At 63.9% G+C, this 17,817-nt stretch carries 16 protein-coding genes; 7 read left to right on the forward strand and 9 right to left on the reverse strand.

Going from position 1 to position 17,817, the window contains the following annotated elements:
- Positions 1 to 253: 253 nt before the first annotated feature.
- A complete protein-coding gene (locus tag AC3XQU_RS22220; protein WP_489876339.1) occupies positions 254 to 940 on the reverse strand; it encodes a hydrolase in 687 nt (228 codons plus the stop codon).
- A 109-nt stretch (positions 941 to 1,049) separates the two neighbouring features.
- Entirely contained in the window at positions 1,050 to 1,733 is a 684-nt protein-coding gene (locus AC3XQU_RS22225; protein WP_489876340.1) for a YoaK family protein, read from the reverse strand.
- A gap of 332 nt (positions 1,734 to 2,065) precedes the next feature.
- Here AC3XQU_RS22225 and AC3XQU_RS22230 point away from each other — a divergent pair, with 332 nt between their 5' ends.
- Genes AC3XQU_RS22230 through AC3XQU_RS22250 form a run of 5 tightly spaced genes read left to right on the forward strand, consistent with a single transcriptional unit; the run spans position 2,066 to position 7,158 of the window.
- A complete protein-coding gene (locus AC3XQU_RS22230) occupies positions 2,066 to 2,698 on the forward strand; it encodes a response regulator (protein WP_489876341.1) in 633 nt (210 codons plus the stop codon).
- A complete protein-coding gene (locus tag AC3XQU_RS22235) occupies positions 2,695 to 4,584 on the forward strand; it encodes an amidohydrolase (RefSeq protein WP_489876342.1) in 1,890 nt (629 codons plus the stop codon). Before AC3XQU_RS22230 ends, AC3XQU_RS22235 begins: the two co-directional genes overlap by 4 nt.
- Positions 4,585 to 4,631: 47 nt before the next feature.
- Complete coding sequence (locus AC3XQU_RS22240) at positions 4,632 to 5,453, forward strand: alpha/beta fold hydrolase (RefSeq protein WP_489876353.1); 822 nt, start codon at positions 4,632 to 4,634, stop codon at positions 5,451 to 5,453.
- 45 nt (positions 5,454 to 5,498) lie between these two features.
- Positions 5,499 to 6,068, forward strand: coding sequence for a TMEM175 family protein (locus AC3XQU_RS22245; protein WP_489876343.1), 570 nt, complete (start codon positions 5,499 to 5,501; stop codon positions 6,066 to 6,068).
- A 1-nt stretch (position 6,069) separates the two neighbouring features.
- Positions 6,070 to 7,158, forward strand: coding sequence for a porin (locus AC3XQU_RS22250; protein ID WP_489876344.1), 1,089 nt, complete (start codon positions 6,070 to 6,072; stop codon positions 7,156 to 7,158).
- A 168-nt stretch (positions 7,159 to 7,326) separates the two neighbouring features.
- Here the strand turns inward: AC3XQU_RS22250 and AC3XQU_RS22255 are convergent, their stop codons facing one another.
- The gene (locus tag AC3XQU_RS22255; protein ID WP_489876354.1) at positions 7,327 to 8,232 is read right to left on the reverse strand and encodes a LysR substrate-binding domain-containing protein; all 906 of its coding nucleotides are present in this window, start codon (positions 8,230 to 8,232) and stop codon (positions 7,327 to 7,329) included.
- 294 nt (positions 8,233 to 8,526) lie between these two features.
- On the opposite strand from AC3XQU_RS22255, the gene AC3XQU_RS22260 reads away from it, so the two are divergent.
- Positions 8,527 to 10,581 (forward strand): sensor histidine kinase, encoded by a 2,055-nt coding sequence (locus tag AC3XQU_RS22260; RefSeq protein WP_489876345.1) that lies wholly within the window; start codon positions 8,527 to 8,529, stop codon positions 10,579 to 10,581.
- Between the two features lie 77 nt (positions 10,582 to 10,658).
- On the opposite strand, the gene AC3XQU_RS22265 is transcribed toward AC3XQU_RS22260, so the two are convergent.
- From AC3XQU_RS22265 to AC3XQU_RS22290, 6 genes are all read right to left on the reverse strand, one after another.
- On the reverse strand, positions 10,659 to 11,534 hold the full coding sequence (locus AC3XQU_RS22265; RefSeq protein ID WP_489876346.1) for a pirin family protein: 876 nt from the start codon (positions 11,532 to 11,534) through the stop codon (positions 10,659 to 10,661).
- Positions 11,535 to 11,538: 4 nt separating this feature from the next.
- Entirely contained in the window at positions 11,539 to 11,937 is a 399-nt protein-coding gene (locus tag AC3XQU_RS22270; RefSeq protein ID WP_489876347.1) for an OsmC family protein, read from the reverse strand.
- A 100-nt stretch (positions 11,938 to 12,037) separates the two neighbouring features.
- Positions 12,038 to 13,840 carry an amidohydrolase gene (locus AC3XQU_RS22275; protein ID WP_489876348.1) on the reverse strand — a complete coding sequence of 601 codons (1,803 nt, stop codon included), beginning with the start codon at positions 13,838 to 13,840 and terminating at the stop codon, positions 12,038 to 12,040.
- A 92-nt stretch (positions 13,841 to 13,932) separates the two neighbouring features.
- Positions 13,933 to 14,424: a nuclear transport factor 2 family protein gene (locus AC3XQU_RS22280; protein ID WP_489876349.1), complete on the reverse strand. Its 492-nt coding sequence runs from the start codon at positions 14,422 to 14,424 to the stop codon at positions 13,933 to 13,935.
- Between the two features lie 302 nt (positions 14,425 to 14,726).
- Complete coding sequence (locus tag AC3XQU_RS22285) at positions 14,727 to 15,617, reverse strand: helix-turn-helix domain-containing protein (RefSeq protein WP_489876350.1); 891 nt, start codon at positions 15,615 to 15,617, stop codon at positions 14,727 to 14,729.
- A 247-nt stretch (positions 15,618 to 15,864) separates the two neighbouring features.
- A complete protein-coding gene (locus AC3XQU_RS22290) occupies positions 15,865 to 15,993 on the reverse strand; it encodes a hypothetical protein (protein WP_489876351.1) in 129 nt (42 codons plus the stop codon).
- Between the two features lie 355 nt (positions 15,994 to 16,348).
- Between AC3XQU_RS22290 and AC3XQU_RS22295 the strand changes: the two genes are divergently transcribed.
- Positions 16,349 to 17,488: a hypothetical protein gene (locus AC3XQU_RS22295; RefSeq protein WP_489876352.1), complete on the forward strand. Its 1,140-nt coding sequence runs from the start codon at positions 16,349 to 16,351 to the stop codon at positions 17,486 to 17,488.
- Positions 17,489 to 17,817: the final 329 nt, after the last annotated feature.

A 17,817-nucleotide genomic window follows, 5' to 3' on the forward strand; every position in this document is an offset into this window, starting at 1 on the left:
GGGCGAGCTCTCGCAAACGTGGGCATGGCGCGGTCTTGGCAGTCGGGGCAGCGGGCGCGCGCGTGGAATCGGCGATCCCGGCAACGGCGTCCATCGCCGGGCCGGTGCCAGCCTTCCCGGCCGGGAACATCGCCGCGTCGACGACGGCGGACTGCCCCGAAGGACGATCGGCGGGTGCCGCGCGGCCTCGCCGCCTCGTCTTGCATACAGGGCGATGGGCGGCGCGCCGTGTCGGCAAGCGCCGCCGCGGTGCTTACCTTGCCGGAACCGGCGCCAATGTCTCGTGGCTGCTCGTATTGCGCGGTTTCATCTTGTGCACCATGGTCTTGGCATAGTCGATGCCCATCCCGTAGGCGCCCGCGTGTTCGGCAACGACCTTGGTCACGGCATCGTAGGTGTCCTGGTGGGCCCAGTCGCGCTGCCACTCCAGCATGACCTGCAGCCAGGTCATCGGCACCACGCCGGCCTGAACCATGCGCTGCATCGCGAAATCGTGCGCCTCTTTCGAGGTGCCGCCGGACGCGTCGGCCACCATGTAGATCTCGTAGTCGCCTTCGAGCATGGCGCACAGGGCGAACGTGGTATTGCACACCTCCGTCCACAGGCCGGCGACGACGACCTTTTTCTTGCCGTTGCGCGCCAGCGCATCGCGCACCTTCTGGTCGTCCCACGAGTTCATCGAGGTGCGTTCCAGGATCTGCTGGCCGGGGAATACGTCCAGGATTTCCGGATAGGTGTGGCCCGAGAACGATTCGGTTTCCACCGTGGTGATCGTGGTCGGGATGTTGAACACCCGGGCCGCCTTGGCCAGCGCGACGGTATTGTTCTTCAGCACCTGGCGGTCGATCGACTGGACACCGAAGGCCATCTGCGGCTGGTGGTCGATGATGATCAGCTGCGAGTTCTGCGGGGTAAGCACTTCGAGTTTTGGATTGTTCATGATATCTCCTGTCAGGGTGGTGGGGACTGGCGGTACCGGAGCTGCTGCCAGGATCGATGGTAGGCGCAGCCCGTATGCAAAATAAGTATCTAAAGGTATATGTCGGCGGTCAGGTCGCGTCGGTGGGTTCGCCGACGGCGATCAAGGCAACGAGGATCAGCAGCGGCACGACCAGCGCAAGGAAGCCTGCCAGATGGAACCCGAAGGCCGCGATCACGCATCCGGCGGCAAACGACAGCAAGGGCCATGCAAACTTGCCCAGGCGGGCGCTCAGTTCGGCGTCACGCTGGCCGCGCAGGCAGTCCACCGAGTCGATGACCATCTGTGTCACGTTGCCGGTCATCATGGAGGTAGGCGCGAGGTAGGCAAGCAGAAGACGGCTCGTCGCGCTGTGCGCTCCCATGGCGGCGGCCCCGAGCAGGCCCGAGGCCATGGCCCAGCCGTCCGGAGTCGTTCCGATGGGGGTGGCCGCGATGCCGGCGGCCATGAACAGGGCCAGCAGGACCAGTTCCAGTACGAAGGCCGGGCGCAGGGCCTTCTGCTTGCGCTGCTCGTACGAGGCAATCAAGAGCCGTGCGGCCGCCACCCCGGCAATGAAAGCCGGGAAAGCCAGGAATTTCAAGAGGATGGGCATGCCGTCCGGATCCGCCAGGGCGGCGCCGATCAGGATGAAGTTGCCGGTCACGTGAGCGGTGAACAGCCCGAACAGCGCCAGGAATCCCAGCGTATCGACATAGCCGGCCAGGAAACCCAGGCTGACTCCCTGCAGGCGGTGACACCCTTGCTTGGTCATTGTTGACTCCTTTGAACAAATGCTTCGATAAAGAAGGAACCTTAGCCTGCCGGCGCTGCCTGCGCGCATCCCAAAGGGCCAGGTGCGCCCACGAGGGCAGCCGCCCGGTCCGGCGGCCGGTGCCCGCATTCATCCGCGCTCGGGGTATCTCTTTGTATAGCTAGACCCTGGGCGCCATGGTCCCGACAATGCACATCGATGTCGCTGCGTCGGCGACGCTTGAATCGAAGGGCCAGCGTATGAACACCCCATGTCCTGCAGCGCGCCACCGCGCGCCGGCGATGCCGCCCGTGGCGCCCCTTGCGGACGGTACGCCCGTTGCGCAGGAAAGCATGACCGTCCTGATCGCGGACGACCATCCGCTCGTGCTCGACGGGCTGGCGGCACTGATCGAGTCGGAACCCGGCTTCACCCTGGCTGGCCGGGCCACGAACGGCGTGCAGGCGCTTGCACTGTACGGGCAGTTGCGGCCGGATGTCATGCTCATCGACCTCAACATGCCGGGGGGCAGCGGTATCGAGGCCATCGCCCGGATCAAGGCGCTCGACCCCGGCGCCAGGATCGTCGTGCTGTCCGCCTATGAGGGCGAGGAAGACGTCTTTCGCGCAATGGAAAGCGGCGCCAGCGCCTACCTGCTCAAGCAGTCCTGCTCCGAACAGGTCCTGCAATGCCTGCGCCGGGTGCTCGCGCATGGCCGCTACATGCCGCCGGCGCTGGCGGCCAAGCTGGCCGCGCGCGTTGCGGGCGACGCACTGTCCCGGCGCGAGCTCGAAATCCTTGCTTATCTCAGCAAGGGCAGGAGCAACAAACTGATTGCCCGCGCCGCCGGCATCGGCGTCGGGACCGTCAAATACCACGTCAATAACATCCTGTCGAAACTGAACGTGTCATGCAGGACCGAGGCGGCGAGCGTCGCCATGCAGCGCGGGCTGATCCATCCATACCAAACCGGAGAAAGCGAATGAACGATCCCGTCCACCACCCTGCCGCGCCGGCCAGCGCCGGTGCGCCGCTGATTCTCGTCAACGGGTGCTTCCATACGAACGACAGGAGCAGCCCGCAGGCCAGCGCCGCGGCGATCCAGGACGGCCGTTTCCTTGCGGTCGGCGACAGCGACGAGATCATGCGCTACCGTACCGACGACAGCCAGGTCATCGACCTGAATGGCCGCACCGCGATTCCGGGCCTGAACGATTCGCATATCCACCTGATTCGGGGCGGCCTGAACTACAACCTGGAACTGCGCTGGGAGGGTGTGCCCTCGCTGGCCGACGCGCTGCGCATGCTCAAGGAGCAGGCCGACCGCACCCCGAACCCGCAATGGGTGCGCGTCGTGGGCGGCTGGAACGAATTCCAGTTTGCCGAGAAGCGCATGCCGACCATCGAAGAGATCAACGCCGCGGCCCCCGATACGCCGGTGTTCGTCCTGCATCTCTACGATCGGGCGCTGCTCAATCGCGCGGCGCTGCGCGCCGTCGGCTACGACAAGCATACGCCCAACCCGCCGGGCGGCGAGATCGTCCGCGACGCTTCCGGCGATCCGACCGGCATGCTGATCGCGCGGCCCAACGCCATGATCCTGTATGCGACCCTGGCCAAGGGGCCTGCCCTGCCGCGCGAGCTGCAGGTCAATTCCACCCGCCAGTTCATGCGCGAACTCAATCGCCTGGGCGTGACCAGCGTCATCGACGCGGGCGGCGGGTTCCAGAACTACCCGGAAGACTATTCGGTCATCGAGGAACTCGCCCGCGAAGACCAGCTCACGGTGCGCGTGGCCTATAACCTGTTCACCCAGAACAAGGGCAAGGAACTGGGCGACTTCGAGAACTGGACCGACACCGTCGAACTGCACCAGGGCAGCGACTGGTACCGCCATAACGGCGCCGGCGAAATGCTGGTGTTCTCGGCCGCGGACTTCGAGGATTTCCTGGAACCCCGGCCCGATTTGCCCGATACCATGGAAGACGAGCTGGAAAAGGTGGTGCGCCACCTGGTGTCGCGGCGCTGGCCCTTCCGCCTGCACGCCACCTACGACGAATCGATCGAGCGCATGCTCGACGTGTTCGAGAAGGTCGACCGCGATATCCCCTTCGACGGCCTGCACTGGCTGTTCGACCATGCCGAAACCATCTCGGCGAAGAATATCGACCGGGTGCGCGCGCTCGGCGGCGGGATCGCGATCCAGCACCGCATGGCTTTCCAGGGCGAGTTCTTCGTCGAGCGCTACGGCGCCGAGGCCGCGAAAGCCACGCCGCCGATCAAGCGCATGCTGGACGCCGGCATCCCGGTCGGCGGCGGCACCGACGCCACCCGCGTGGCCAGCTATAACCCCTGGACCGCCTTGTACTGGCTGGTGTCGGGCAGCACCGTCGGCGGCCTGCGTCTCTACGATGCCGGCGCCCGCCTGTCTCGCGACACCGCCATCGAATTGTGGACCAGCGGCAGCGCCTGGTTCTCGAACGACCAGGGCAAGAAGGGCCGCATTGCCGAAGGCATGCTGGCCGACCTCACGGTATTGAGTGCGGATTTCTTCAGGGTGCAGGAAGAAGCCATCAAGGACATCGAGTCGGTGCTCACGATCGTCGGCGGCAAGATCGTGTTCGGCCAGGCGGAGTTCAGCGCACTGGGCCCACCGCGGATTCCGGTGCTGCCGGACTGGTCGCCCGTGAACAAGTTTCCGGGTCACTACCGCGCGGCGCCGCCCCAGGCGCGCCTACCGTTGCCCCACCAGTGCAGGAGCGCCTGCGGCGTGCATGGCCATGCCCACGACCGCGCGCGCAAGTCGTCGGTGCCGGTCACGAACCTCACCGGTTTCTGGGGCGCGCTCGGCTGCAACTGCTTCGCTTTCTGATTTCCCCACCGCTCCTGAAAGGATGAACCATGAGCACCCATCGTACGATCAATACCGTCACCGCGAAGGACGGCACCATCATCCACTTCACCGACTGGGGCCATGGGCAACCGGTCGTATTCAGCCACGGCTGGCCCTTGCAGGGCGACGCATGGGAAGACCAGATGATGTTCCTGGCCGAGCATGGTTACCGCGCCATTGCGCACGACCGCCGCGGCCATGGCGCTTCGAGCAGGGCCTGGCACGGGAACGACATGAATACCTACGCCGACGACCTGGGCACGCTGATCGAGGCCCTGGACCTGAACAACGCCATGCTGGTCGGCCATTCGACCGGCGGCGGCGAGGTGGCGCGCTACATCGGGCGCCATGGCACCGGCCGGGTCGGCAAGGCCGTGCTGATCGGCGCCGTCACGCCGCAGATGATGCAATCCGACGCCAATCCGGAGGGCGTGCCGATGTCGGTCTTCGATGGCATCCGCGACGGGGTGAAGGCCGATCGCGCCCAGTTCTTCCTCGACCTGGCGACGCCTTTCTACGGTTTCAACCGCGAAGGAGCGAAGGTGTCCGAAGGCCTGCGCCAGACTTTCTGGCTGCAAGGGATGCGCTGCAGCCTGCGCAGCGCCTACGCCTGCATCAAGCAGTTCTCGGAAACGGACTTTTCCGGCGACCTGAAGAAGATGACGATCCCGACCCTGGTCATCCACGGCGACGACGACCAGATCGTGCCCTTGGGCACGACTGCGCGTCGCGCCGTCGAGATGCTGCCGCAGGGCACGCTGAGCGTCTACGAAGGCGCCGGACACGGCTTGCCGCAGACGCACAAGGACCGCTTGAACGCCGAACTGCTGGCCTTCCTGCGATCGTGATGGTTCCACGCACCCGGCAGGTCCGGGTGTTTTTTCCCTGACAGCATGAACAAGAACCGCTTCGAGGCATTCAGCGACGGCGTGATCGCTATCATCATCACGATCATGGTGCTCGAACTGAAGCCGCCGCATTCGGCATCGGTATCGGATCTGGCCGGCGTCCTGCCCGGATGGCTGCGCTACCTGCTCAGTTACGTGTATGTCGGGATCTACTGGGTCAATCATCACGCCTTGCTTGGCAGGTTTTCGCGGGTGGATGGCGGATCGCTATGGGCCAACCTGCACTTGCTGTTCTGGATGTCGCTCATTCCCTACGTCACCGCATGGGCCGGCGAGAATCCGATGGCGCCGGTACCGGTCGCCCTGTATGGCGTCATCCTGCTGATGTGCTCGATCTCGTTCATGCTGCTTTCCTGGCGCTTGCACGCGACGGAGCAGATCCCACGGCAGGCGACCCGGCTGCCGCACAAGAACGGCGTCTCGATTGCCCTGTATAGCCTGGCCATCCTCGTATCGCTATGGAGCCCGCCGCTCGGATCGCTCATTCACGTGCTGCTTGCCATCCTGTGGATCGCGCCGGACCGCTCCCCCATCGACCCCAACCGGGAACCTTGACATGAACGAGCACATCGCCGCCGGCGTGGGGGCCTGCCTCGCCCTGTGCGCGGGCCTGGCACAGGCCGAGGCCGGCATGCAGATCTACGGCCGCCTGAACATGTCGGCCGAACGCATGAAGACCTCGGCGCCGGTCATGGGCGACGAAGCCGCGAGCACGCGCCTGTCGAACAACCGTTCCGTGTTCGGCTTTCGCGGCAGCGAAGCGCTCGGCGACGGCTTGCAGGTCGTCTACCAGATCGAAGGCGCGCTGGCCCCGGATACCGGCGCCGGCGCCATCGCCCAGCGCGATACCCGGATCGGCCTGCAAGGCCGGCTGGGAACCCTGTTCCTGGGCCATTGGGCAACTGCCTATAATGCAGCCACATCCGGGCTCGATCCGTTCTACGTCACCACGGCCGCCTATTCGAGCATCGTCGGCAATGGGTCGGCTGCCTCGACAGACCACGACGACGACACCGTGTCCTTCGATCGCCGCCAGGCCGATTCGATCCACTACTGGACGCCCTCCTGGTATGGGGTCCAGTTGCGGCTGACGCACGGCCTGGGCGAATCGCGCCAGGGTCGCGGCAGGCAATCGTTGAGCTCGATTGCCGGCATTGTCGACCGGGGCGCGTGGTACCTCGCCCTCGCGCATGAGATCCACCGCAATTACCAAGGTCCGGGAGGAGACGACACCGGCACCAGGCTGGGCCTGGCCTACCGCTTCGGCGACACGCGTGTGGCAGGCGTCGCCGAGCGCCTGAGGTATGACGCGCCGACGGGCGAACTCAGGCGCACCGCGTGGTACCTGTCGCTGACGCACCAGGTGGGCGCGCACGGCCTGCGCGCCAGCTTCGCCCACGCCCGGGCAGGAAGCGGCCCTTCGGCGGGCACCCTGGGCTACGTCCGGGCCGGCCCGGATACCGGCGCCTCGCATGTCACGGTGGGCTACGAATATACCTTGTCCAAACGGACCGCACTGCACGCCTACCTGACGCGCCTCGACAATGAACGCGCGGGCGTGCACGACTTCGGCATCAACCAGCTCGGCGCCGCACCCGGCGCAACGCTCCAGGGCGCAACGCTCGGCTTGCGGCACGCCTTTTAGCGACATGCGTTGGGATCTCGTTCGCCGAGGCGATGCTGCCCCGCCCTTTTCCTCGGCGGTGTACACGGCGCCATGGCGATCGCCGTCGGCGGCGCGGCCCCGAACGACGATCCAGTCCACCCCGTCCCGCCTGCGCTGAAGTGGAACAACACCTCGCTGGTGTTCTGCCTAACAGACCAGGTGGTCGCTTCTGTAATTCGATGCGAGGTAATCGATCAGCAGGCGCACGCTCGGAAGAAGACCACGGCGCGACGGGAACACCACGTGAACGAGAAAATTCATTGGCGCCCAGTTCGGCATGACATCGACCAGCAGGCCGGCCTTCAAGGCATCTTCCACGACCATGCATGGCAAGAGGACGACGCCTACGCCACGCAGAGCCGCCCGGCGCAGCGATGTCAGGTCAGTGGTGACGAAGCGCGGATGATAACGAACCGACACTTCCACTGCGCCGGGTCCCACTAAATTCCATACATGGTCACCAGGCGGGCCCCAGCACAAGCTGGGGAGGTCGCCGAGGTCGACTGGCTGTTCGATCGGGCGGTATTGGGCCAGGAAATCAGGGGATGCCACCAGGCGCATCTGGCTTTCCGCCAGGACGCGCATGACGAGACCACAATCGTCCAGCGGCAAGGGGCGTGAGCGCAGGGCCAGATCGAGCCGCTCCCCCAGCACATCGACCCTGCGGTTGGTCGCTTCGAGATGCACTTGTATCTTCGGATACGTCGCCAAAAAACCGACGAGCATGTCGCCGATCCTGTATTCCAGCAGGCCGGTCGGACAGGTCATGCGCACGATGCCTTGAGGCTCCGCCTCGGTGCGTTCAATCACGTCACGCGCGGCGTCGGCTTGTACCAGCACAGCGACGCAACGTTCATAAAACTCATGGCCCATTTCAGTGACAGAGAAATGGCGGGTGGAACGTTGCAGCAGACGCACGTTGTACTGGTCTTCCAGCATGGCGATACGGCGGCTGAGCTTTGACTTTGCGATATTCAGGGCTCTACCGGCCTGGGTAAAACCCCCGTGATCGACCACTTTCACGAAATAGTAGAGATCGTTCAGGTCATCCACCATTGTTCTCCATATAGAACGCTGTTGCCATTTTAACTGACTACCGGAGGCATTGAACGAGAACTATGATTTCATTAACGCAAAATATTTCAAATATGTGTCGCGGCCCGAGGCGCCATGTAACGAATGGCCGAATGTACTCGGCGCGCTGGCCGGAACCCGATTTTGCGCGCCACGGGACGCAATGCCGGTCGACGCTGTCCTGAAGTTCGCCTGCCGATGCGGGGATCTTCATCGAGGCGCAGCACGGCTCGCCATTGGCGCAATCATGTCAGTCAGTTGAAAGCGGAGATTATGAGCCCACGCGATACAGTCTTCGATATGCCCGATCCCATCGTGGTACCGGCGGCCTTCCTTCACGGGCTGAAGCTCAATGGCATTTTGCCGGCTGCAAAGCCGAGCCTGCCCGGTGCCGCCCTGGCGACCAAACCAGGCTTGACGGCCTGCTTGGGCGCCTGGGAGCGCATTCGCCATGTCCCCCTGCATCGGTTGACGAGCAAGCGTTGTGTTGAGGAAGATGCACAGGTCATTGCAGCCCTGTCCTTGGCAAAGGAAGACCTGGGCGCAGACATTGCGCTTTCCTCGATCGCTTCCGAGGCGATCCACGCACTCGATCATGGGGTGCGCAGCACGACCGCATTGGCGTGCCTGTTGCTTGCGTCGATTGCGAAAGACGCTTTCGGCGCCGGAGACCATGCCGTGGCGTTTGCCGGCACGGCTCTGGACATCGCGGCGCAGTCCTCCCAGCATGATCTCGCTTGCATCAAGGTCATCCATGCAACCCTGATCACCTCGCGTGCCGAGGGGCTCGATCACGCCACGACAGCGCTGCGGACCATTTGCGAGGATCGCTCGCTGCCGATTCGCGCCCATTTGCATCTGAGCAGTACCTCATTTGCCTCCGGCGTCGGCCTTTGCGAACTGGCGGACCATCTCGACAGGGTGCAGCGCCAACGGCACGTCCGCCAGACCTGCGATGCTTCCCTAAGCGAGTTGTCGCTGCGTGCCCGGCTTTACCGCTCGCTGCACTGCCGCCTGGCGACACCGGATCGTCCGCGGTCCAGGGCAGCGCAAGCCGCCATCACGGCCCACAGTTTCGGTTCCTGGCTCACCCACTTGCAACTTTCCTGGTTTGCCGGAGAGTTCGACAGCGCGGAAGCTGCTTCGCGGCGTGCCGCCGGCTTGCTGGGGCCACTCACGCCGGTCGCCGATGCGCTGTGTTACCACCTGTTCTCGGCACTGACGCTTGGCCGCCTGAACAGGCCGGACGCCGGATCGCTCGTTGCCGTCCATTGCTTCGAGCTGGGACGCCTGGCATGTGCCAGCTCCGCACTCGTATCGGTCATCGCCGACCTTGCTGCCGCGGTGCGAAACCGGTGTGCAGGCAAAACCCTGGCCGCATTATCGAGTCTCGAGCAGGTGTCGGAGCGATCGGTGCGGCTTGGGCAACACTGGATCGCCGCGCTGGCCGGTGAAGAAGCAGCACTCGCCGCTTCGCAAGCACAGTTGCACTCCGTGGTAGAACACTACCGCCGGCGGGCACTGATGAGCTACGAGCAATGGGGTGCTGCAGGCCGGATTGAAGAACTGAAGCAGGAATGGGAATGCACGTATCTCACCGAGAAACGAAGCAAGGAAAGTCAGCGCTTGCGTCCGGCCGCCAAGCCGGAGGACATTGCGCTTTCCATTGCACACGAAGTTAACCAGCCGCTCGCGGCCATCGCAATGCAATCCGCCGCAGCATCCAAGTGGCTGCGCCGCGCGGAGCCCAATGTCAAGCGCGCGCTTGCATCGCTGGCTTTGATCAGCGAAGCGGTACGCCATGCGGGAGACATTGTCCGTGTCGTGAAGCGCTTTCCGGGCAATCAGGAAAACGAAATGGAATCCGTCGACGTCGATCGGACGATCAGGGATGTGATCCGCTTATTGCATTCCAATCTGCGCAGCCAGGGCGTCAGGATCGAGGTCGCGCTGAACCTTCACAAGGCGGCGATCCACGCCAATCGGGTTCAGCTCCATCAAATCATCACGAATCTCCTGGTGAACGCCATCGAGGCATTCCCGGGTTGTCCGACACCTCCTGCTGCTGCCTGTATCAAGGTCGCTTCTCGCAGGATCACCGAGCATGAGATTGAAATTGTTGTAGAGGACAATGGACCTGGGATCGAGCCCAGGTATCGCGAGCGCATTTTCAGCGATCGCTTCACGACGAAAAACGGCAATTCCGGCGTTGGCCTGTCCATCAGCAGTGCGATCGTTCGCAGGCACCATGGGTGCATCGCGTTTGAACCATGCGATCCGCAGGGAGCGCGCTTCCGCATTCGCCTTCCGATTTCCGCCCAGCAATAAGCCCCCGTGCAGTGAGGCTTCACCGGTGCCTATCGCGGAAGCGGAGGTGTCGAAGGGATGCTGGACAAGCGCGCCGATCAAGGCCGCCGGATCGGCAAGGGAATGAACTCGGTCTCGCCCGGTACCTTGTCGAAGCGCTGCTGCTCCCAATCCTCGGCCGCCCTGGCCAGGCGCTCCTTGCTGGACGAGACGAAGTTCCAGAACATGAAGCGATGGCCGTCCAGCGGTTCGCCGCCGATGACCACGAACTGCGCTCCAGTCTGGCTGCCGATGCGTGCCCCGGTACCCGGTTCGAGATAGGCCATCGTCTGGGGCGCCAGCGCCTCCCCGTCGATGTCGATCGCACCGAGCACCGCGTATACCGCCGCTTCCTCGGGCAGGTCGGCCAGCACCAGCTCGCCACCCGCTTCCAGCCGGATGTCCAGGTACAAGGTCTGGCTGAAGGTTGCCACCGGCGAGGTCAAGCCGAAGGCGGAACCAATCAGCACGCGCACGTGGCCGCCGTCGAAGCTGGCCGAGGGAATCGCGCTGGCCGGCGTATGGGCGAAACTCGGCGCCACCTCCTCGTATTGCCTGGGTAGCGCGGCCCACAGCTGCAGGCCATGGCTGCGGCGCGGGCGGCCGGCCAGGTCGGCAGGGGTGCGTTCGGAGTGGACGATGCCGCTGCCGGCCGTCATCCAGTTGATCGCGCCCGGCTCGATGCGCTGGACCGAGCCGACGCTGTCGCGGTGCTCCATCGCGCCTTCGTACAGGTAGGTCACGGTGGCCAGTCCGATGTGCGGATGCGGGCGCACGTCATGGTCGGCTTCGGCCGGCTCGTCGACGGGTCCGAAGTGGTCGAAGAAAATGAAGGGGCCGACCGCTTGCTTGGCCGCCGCGGGAAGCACGCGGCGCACCTTGAAGCCGCCGCCGATGTCCTTTTCGTGGGACTTGAAGAAATACGAGATGGTCATGGTATCAAGCCAGCGAGGTGGTGATCTCGGTGGTGACCCTGGTCATCAGCTTGTGTACCGGGCACTTCTCGGCCACGGCCAGCAGCTCGTGGCGCTGTTCCTCGCTCAAATCGCCCGCCAGGTGCAGCACGGTGTGCAGGCGGTACACCCCCTTGCGTTCTTCGCTGTCGTCGCGTTCGGTGACGATGCGCACGTCGCTCAAGGGCATGGCCTTGCGGCGCGCATACCACACCAGGGTCAATGCCTTGCAGGCCGACACCGAAGCGTCGTACAGGTCGTGTGCGTCCGGTCCGGTATCCCCGCCCCCTTCGGCAAGGCTGCCGTCGACGGCGAACGCGTGGTTCCTGACATGGACGACCTGGCGCATGGGCTGGGCCAGGTCGCGGGTGACGGTAATGGACATGGTAGGTTCGAGGTAGTTGTAGGTAGAAGAAATTTACACCAAATTAAATCGATCGCGCTGGCGGCGGCCGCCGATCGGCCGGCCGCCCGCTCGAGCGCAGCTATTTCGCTTCGTGATAGCCGCCGAAGTACTTGATCGGAGACCACGACGGCAGCACGTCGGGCAGACGTGGCGACAGCGCGCGGTAGTCCTGCGCACCGAAGACCACGCGGCCGTCCATCACGGTCAGCACCGAGGACACGGACTTGATCTGGTTTTCGGGTACGGTGAAGTAGTCTTTGTCGAGCAGCACGAAGTCCGCCAGCTGCCCTGGAGCGACCATGCCCAGTTCGCCTTCGGCATGCATGAACCAGGCCGCCCGCCGCGTGAACAGGTCCAGCGCCTCGGCGCGCGAGAGCCGGTTGTCCTTGGCCAGCACGTCGGCGCCCGACACCGACTTACCGGTCACCATCCAGCTGATGCCGACCCAGGGGTTGAAGGTGGCGGCGCGGAATGCGTCCGTACTCATCGCCACATGGACGTCGCTATCGACGAGTTCCCGCAGCCGCGGCGTGAGTAGCGCCTTGTCGCGTCCGTGTGTCTTGATGAAGCCGTCTCCGTGCAAGGCCATCTTGGGGTCCAGGGCAATGCCGCCGCCCAGGGCCTTGATCCTGGCAATGTTCGCGGGGCTGACTGTTTCGGCGTGCTCGATACTCCAGCGCAGACCAGCGAACGGCTTCCTCTTGTTCAACGCTTCCAGGGCGTCGAGGAAGGGCGTGATGTTCTCGTCGTAGCTGATATGCATGCGGAAGGGAATGCGGCGTTCGACGAGCTTGACCACATCCTGGTCCACCAGTTGCCGCATCCTGGCGGGCGCGATGACGACCGCCGGCCGGTCGAAGTTCTCGTGATCGTGGACATCCAGGTCCAGTACTTCGCCGGCGCCGCGGTAGACATGGCCATGGGCCAGCTTGGGATGCAGGTTTTCTCCGGGACTGATGGGCGCGGTCCTGGTGATGGTGTTGATCTGCGCATCGACCATGTTCATCGGGGTGCCGTCGCCGAACTGCATGTCGACAAAGGGCATGCGCAGGTTCAGGCGGTTGTCCCGGGCCAGGGCCGCCACATTGGCTTGCAGTTTCGGATAGCCCCTGTTCCCGGCATCGATGGCCGAGGTGACGCCGAAGCGGTTCATGCCGTGCACCGCCTGGATCAGGGAACTGACCTCCTCTTCCGCGGAGAGCTGCGGCACCATGGTTTCCATGGCGATGAAGGTGAAGGTGTAGCCGTGCACGACACCGGTATGGTTTCCCTTGCTGTCCTTCTCGAATTCGGTCCCGGGAAGGTTCGGAAACTTGTCGGTGCCGACGCCCAACGCCTTCATCGCACGCTGGTTCAGGAAAGCGCGGTTGTACGCGTACTGCACGATCAAGGGATGGCCGGGCACGGCCTTGTCCAGTTCCTGCATGGTCGGGAAGCGCTTTTCCTCGAACTGGTAGGGAGACCAGCCGCCGATCGCCTTGACCCAGTGTCCGGCGGGAGTGCGTGTCGATTGCTCGCCCAGCATGGCCAGCGCCCGGCGCAGCGTCGGCACGCCATCCCAGCGCACGTTGTAGTTGTAGCCCGATTCGTTGAGCACGTGTGTATGCGAATCGATCAAGCCTGGAATCAGGCGACGCTGGCGCGAATCGATCAGCCGCGTCCGGGCGCCTTTCAGGGCAATGATGTCGGCGTCGCTCCCGACCGAATAGATGCGTCCATTCTTGACCGCTACAGCGGAGGCTTCGGCTTGCGCCGGATTTCCGGTAAAGATCTTTGCGTTGTAGACGATGAGGTCTGCGCCGGGCGCGTCTTGCCTGGCTTGCCCGTGGGCGGCGGCCGCGCCGCATGCCAGCACGAGCACGACGAATAGTCTGCGTATCATGGCGATCTCCTTTTTCATTCATTCAATCAAACCCGAAAGTAGGCAGTGGCCTGACGCCATCCGCCAGGCATGTCCGCGGGCGTGCGTGGTGCTCAGAACATCGTGCCGTCCATCGCGGCGCTGAAAGCACAGGGATTCCAGTACTCGCGGTAGTTGACGATCAAGCCGTCCTTGAAGCGCACGAAGGTCGCGTAACTCATCTCGTAGGGATTGCCGTTGCCGATCACCTGTCCTGATACGCTCCATTCGGCGATGGCCAGCGCCGGATCGTCGGTGCCGTAGAGATGCATCGTGCGCGCCTCGCGCAGATCGATGAGGCTGGGGTAGTCCTTCAGGTAGTCGTAGATGGCGCTGCGGCCGACGATTTTCCTGGACGCTTCGTCTGGCGCGAAGGGAAATTCGACGACGACGTCCTCGTCGCACAGTTCGGCCCAGCCTTTGATGTCCTTGGCAAGGAAGGTGTCCAGGCTGTGCCGAAGCAAGCGGACCGAGGTGGAGGTGTCGCCCGCGTGCTGGAATTGAACGGATGCGCCGTCCCCGGTGTTGGGGCGCGTGGCCTGGCTGCTGAGGTGTTCGTTTTGCATGGCTTTCTCCTGTTTCACATGGTGCGCTGTCGCACCTGTGGCCCGAGCCGGGTGTCGGCTGGACCTGCCGCGCCGAATCCGTTTCACCGCTTCACCGCGGACTTGGGTTGCGCACGACGGGGTGCGATGTCGGGAATTCTACGGAGCCGGGCCAGGCGCCGCGTTGCCGGCCTTGCGATCCGGTACCGATCTTGCGGTTCGATGCGGGGGGCATCACAGGGAACGAAGGAAAGCCGTGAAAGGAAGCGGGAGTGCCGGCACAGCGCAGCGCCAGGAGGCCGATGCCTCGTTGATGACGCTTTTCAGATCGCCGTATTGCGGACGAGGCGCCGATAATCGCTCGGGCTGCGGTGCTTGTGCTTCATGAATATCCGCGCCAGCACCTGGCTGGACGAATAACCGACCTCTTGAGCGATGTCCGTGATCGACAGATCGGTCGATTGGAGTAGTTCGCCGGCTTTTTCCATTCTCAACTGGGTCAGGTAGACCCTGGGCGGGACCCCCACGGTTTGCTTGAACATCCGCGCAAAGTGGAACACCGACAGGCCGGCCTCCGCGGCCAATTCGTCCAGGCTGAGATCTTCCGCCATGCGCGCATGCATCGCGTCGATGCAGCGCCGCCTGGCCGTGGGTGCAAGCCCGCCATTGACAGGGGCGAAGGGCGTGCCGCGCAGGGCGCACAGCTCCGCAAGAATCTCGCAGCCAGCGGCCCGTACCAGCAGACGCGAAGGCACGCCCTCTTCCTCGCAGAGGAACCACAGGTTCTGGAGCGCCGAGCGCATGACGGAAGAATGGAAAAAGCCGCGGCTGGGCTGCAGGCAGTCGACGGCAAACCGGCCGTCCGACGCTTCGTCAAGGACGTTCTGCCACTGGGCCAGGGAGAACGACAAGGTGCGGATCCGGTGGTCGTCGTCGATCGCGACCTTGTGCGCAAAGTTCGGGGCTGGAAGGTAAAACGCACCCTGCTCGCTGATGACGTTGAAATGACCGCTCCCGGCATCGCCCCTGGTGCGTCGACCGCCACGGATGTCCTGGACGAGGACCAGCTCCGGCAAAGCCGGGTAAGCCAACTCGCCTCCGGGGCGGGCCAACTCGACCATGTCGAGAATTCCACCAGGGGATTTCCTCGCCCGTACATAGGAGGCCTGGTCGCCATGGGTGTAGAACTCGGCAAAGGTCCAAGCATTCGGCATGGTCCACCTCACATTGTTATTATTCATCGGCACGCATCAGGCCGCGAGCGGATCAAGCGCAAGGCCTTACGAGAATTATATGCCGTGAGATTTCGCCTGTCGTAAATACATTGCACCGATATAGCGGACAGCCGGGTCAGTTCCGGACACAGGGCGTTGCGCCATTGTGCGAGACATGAGCATGTCGCCGCCCTTGCCCGGGATGTAAAAAAAGGCGGCTCCCGCCGCCCTTCCCGCGCCCGGCTGCTCAGCAGCAGCCCAGCATCTTCAGGCAACATTCGATGCTGGCGCAGCAGCCCTTGCCGGCAGCGAAGGCTGCGGTCGAGGCCGCGGCCAGGCCCACGGCGGCCGACAGCTTGATCAACGTATTTTTCATTCCAGTCCTTTCGAGTTGGTCCGTCGCGGCGTGACCGCGATGCGGTCATTCTAGCGCGATCAGGGCATCGCACCCATACTCTTCGCACGAATCCCTGCACGATGCCGGGGCAGGCACCGCTGCGCTTCTGCAAGCGCGCCAGGCTCAGGCAGCGGGTTTCATCCTGTATGCGCGCTCTCAATTCCCTGCGCCGCTCGGCTCCTACAATGACGTTCACGCCTTGCTAATTTACCAATAATCAACTTCGATCCGTCATCCCGTGCGCGACTATGTAGGTTCATCAACACTCCTGCTGAAGGGATATTGGCTTCAGATCGAGGAGGAATCGGCTGCCAATCCACCGATGAGGCCAACTGTGACCGATCGCTTTGTCTCCTTCCTGTTGCTCGCCCGATGGGCCAGCGCCATCGTCGCGCTGATGTACCACCTGCGGTTCCTGCTGTTCGTGAATTACGATGCCGTGCATGCGAAAACCTTGTTCTCAAAGGGCTTTTACTTCGTCACAGGACTCGGGCACGAATCCTACGCCGTCTTTTTCATCCTGGACGGCATCCTTGCCGGGCTCCTGCTGCACCGGCAGCGTTCCGGCGCCGCGCGCGGCCGCTCCGCCGTTTCGCTGCACGTGGGCTCGCTCTACAAGGTCCTGTTGCCTGCCCTGATCGTCGGCGCGACCCTCGACCTCACCGGCGCCCGGTTCTTCGGCGGCACCGGCGTGTACAGCGACTATCCGGAACTGAGCGTGCCGACGCTGACGCTGTCCGCGCTGTTGGGCAACGCCTTCATGCTGCAGCCCTTCATCGTTCCCAATTTCGGGAGCAACAGCATGCTCTACCTGCTGGCTTACCTGTTCTGGTCCCTCGTCGTGCTGGCCGCCTGTGTGCGTGCCGGCCGGCACGGGCGGCGCGGGCGCATCCTGCAGGTGCTGCTGCTGGCCGCGGTGGGCGCAATCATGCCTTACCAGTTCCTGATCTGGGCCGGCATCTGGCTGGCGGGAGTGGGCGTCGTTTTCCTGGGCGAATCGCGCGCCTTGCGGCCGCCCCTGGTCCTTGCCGTGCCGTGCTTCGCCGGCGCGCTGGTGCTGTCCCGCCTGATGGGCAGCCGCACCAGCGCCTTGCCGGAACCGTTTGGCGACCTCGTTATCCAGGGCGGCTTCGCACTGGTCGGGATCGCGTTCGCGGCAGTCGCCTGGGCGCTGTACCCGGGGCAGTCCACCGAGGGCCGCGCCAGTAACGCCCTAGCGGCCGGCGGGTGGGCCGACGGCTGGTCCGGACAGACCGCCTCGCTTACCTTCTTCTGCCACTTCCCGATCATGATGCTGCTGGTGGCGATGGGTTCGTCGCTGCCGGGCCAGGCGCTGATGCAGCAGCCGACGTTCGCCACCTACCTGCGCTTTGCCTGCGTGGCCGGCGCATGCGTCGTCACGGCAGCAGTGCTTGCGCGCGTGGCAAGATCCGCCACGAAGGCGGTCGTGCTCAGGCATCGTCCGCCGGCCTGAGCGCTGGCCCTCGTAAGAAGCATATAAAGACGCACACACTACGCCTGGAGCGCATATGGCGGGCTGAAAAGTAGCCAATTCGATAATAAGTCGGCAAAAAGCGGCGACGCGAATTTATTTTCAATTTATTTCTGCATGGAACTTAATGCCGCACAGAAACCTGTCGCCTTGTACTTGTGAACGCGAGTGATGCACTCCACAACCCCGTACCCTGACAGGAAATAGATCATGCTGAGCCTTCACACCAATAACGCTGCACTGTCCGCACAAAACTCGATCAGCCGCACCCAGAGCTCGCTGTCGACCTCGATGACCCGCCTGTCGACCGG

The sequence above is a fragment of the Telluria sp. AZSoR62 genome, assembly GCF_058111565.1.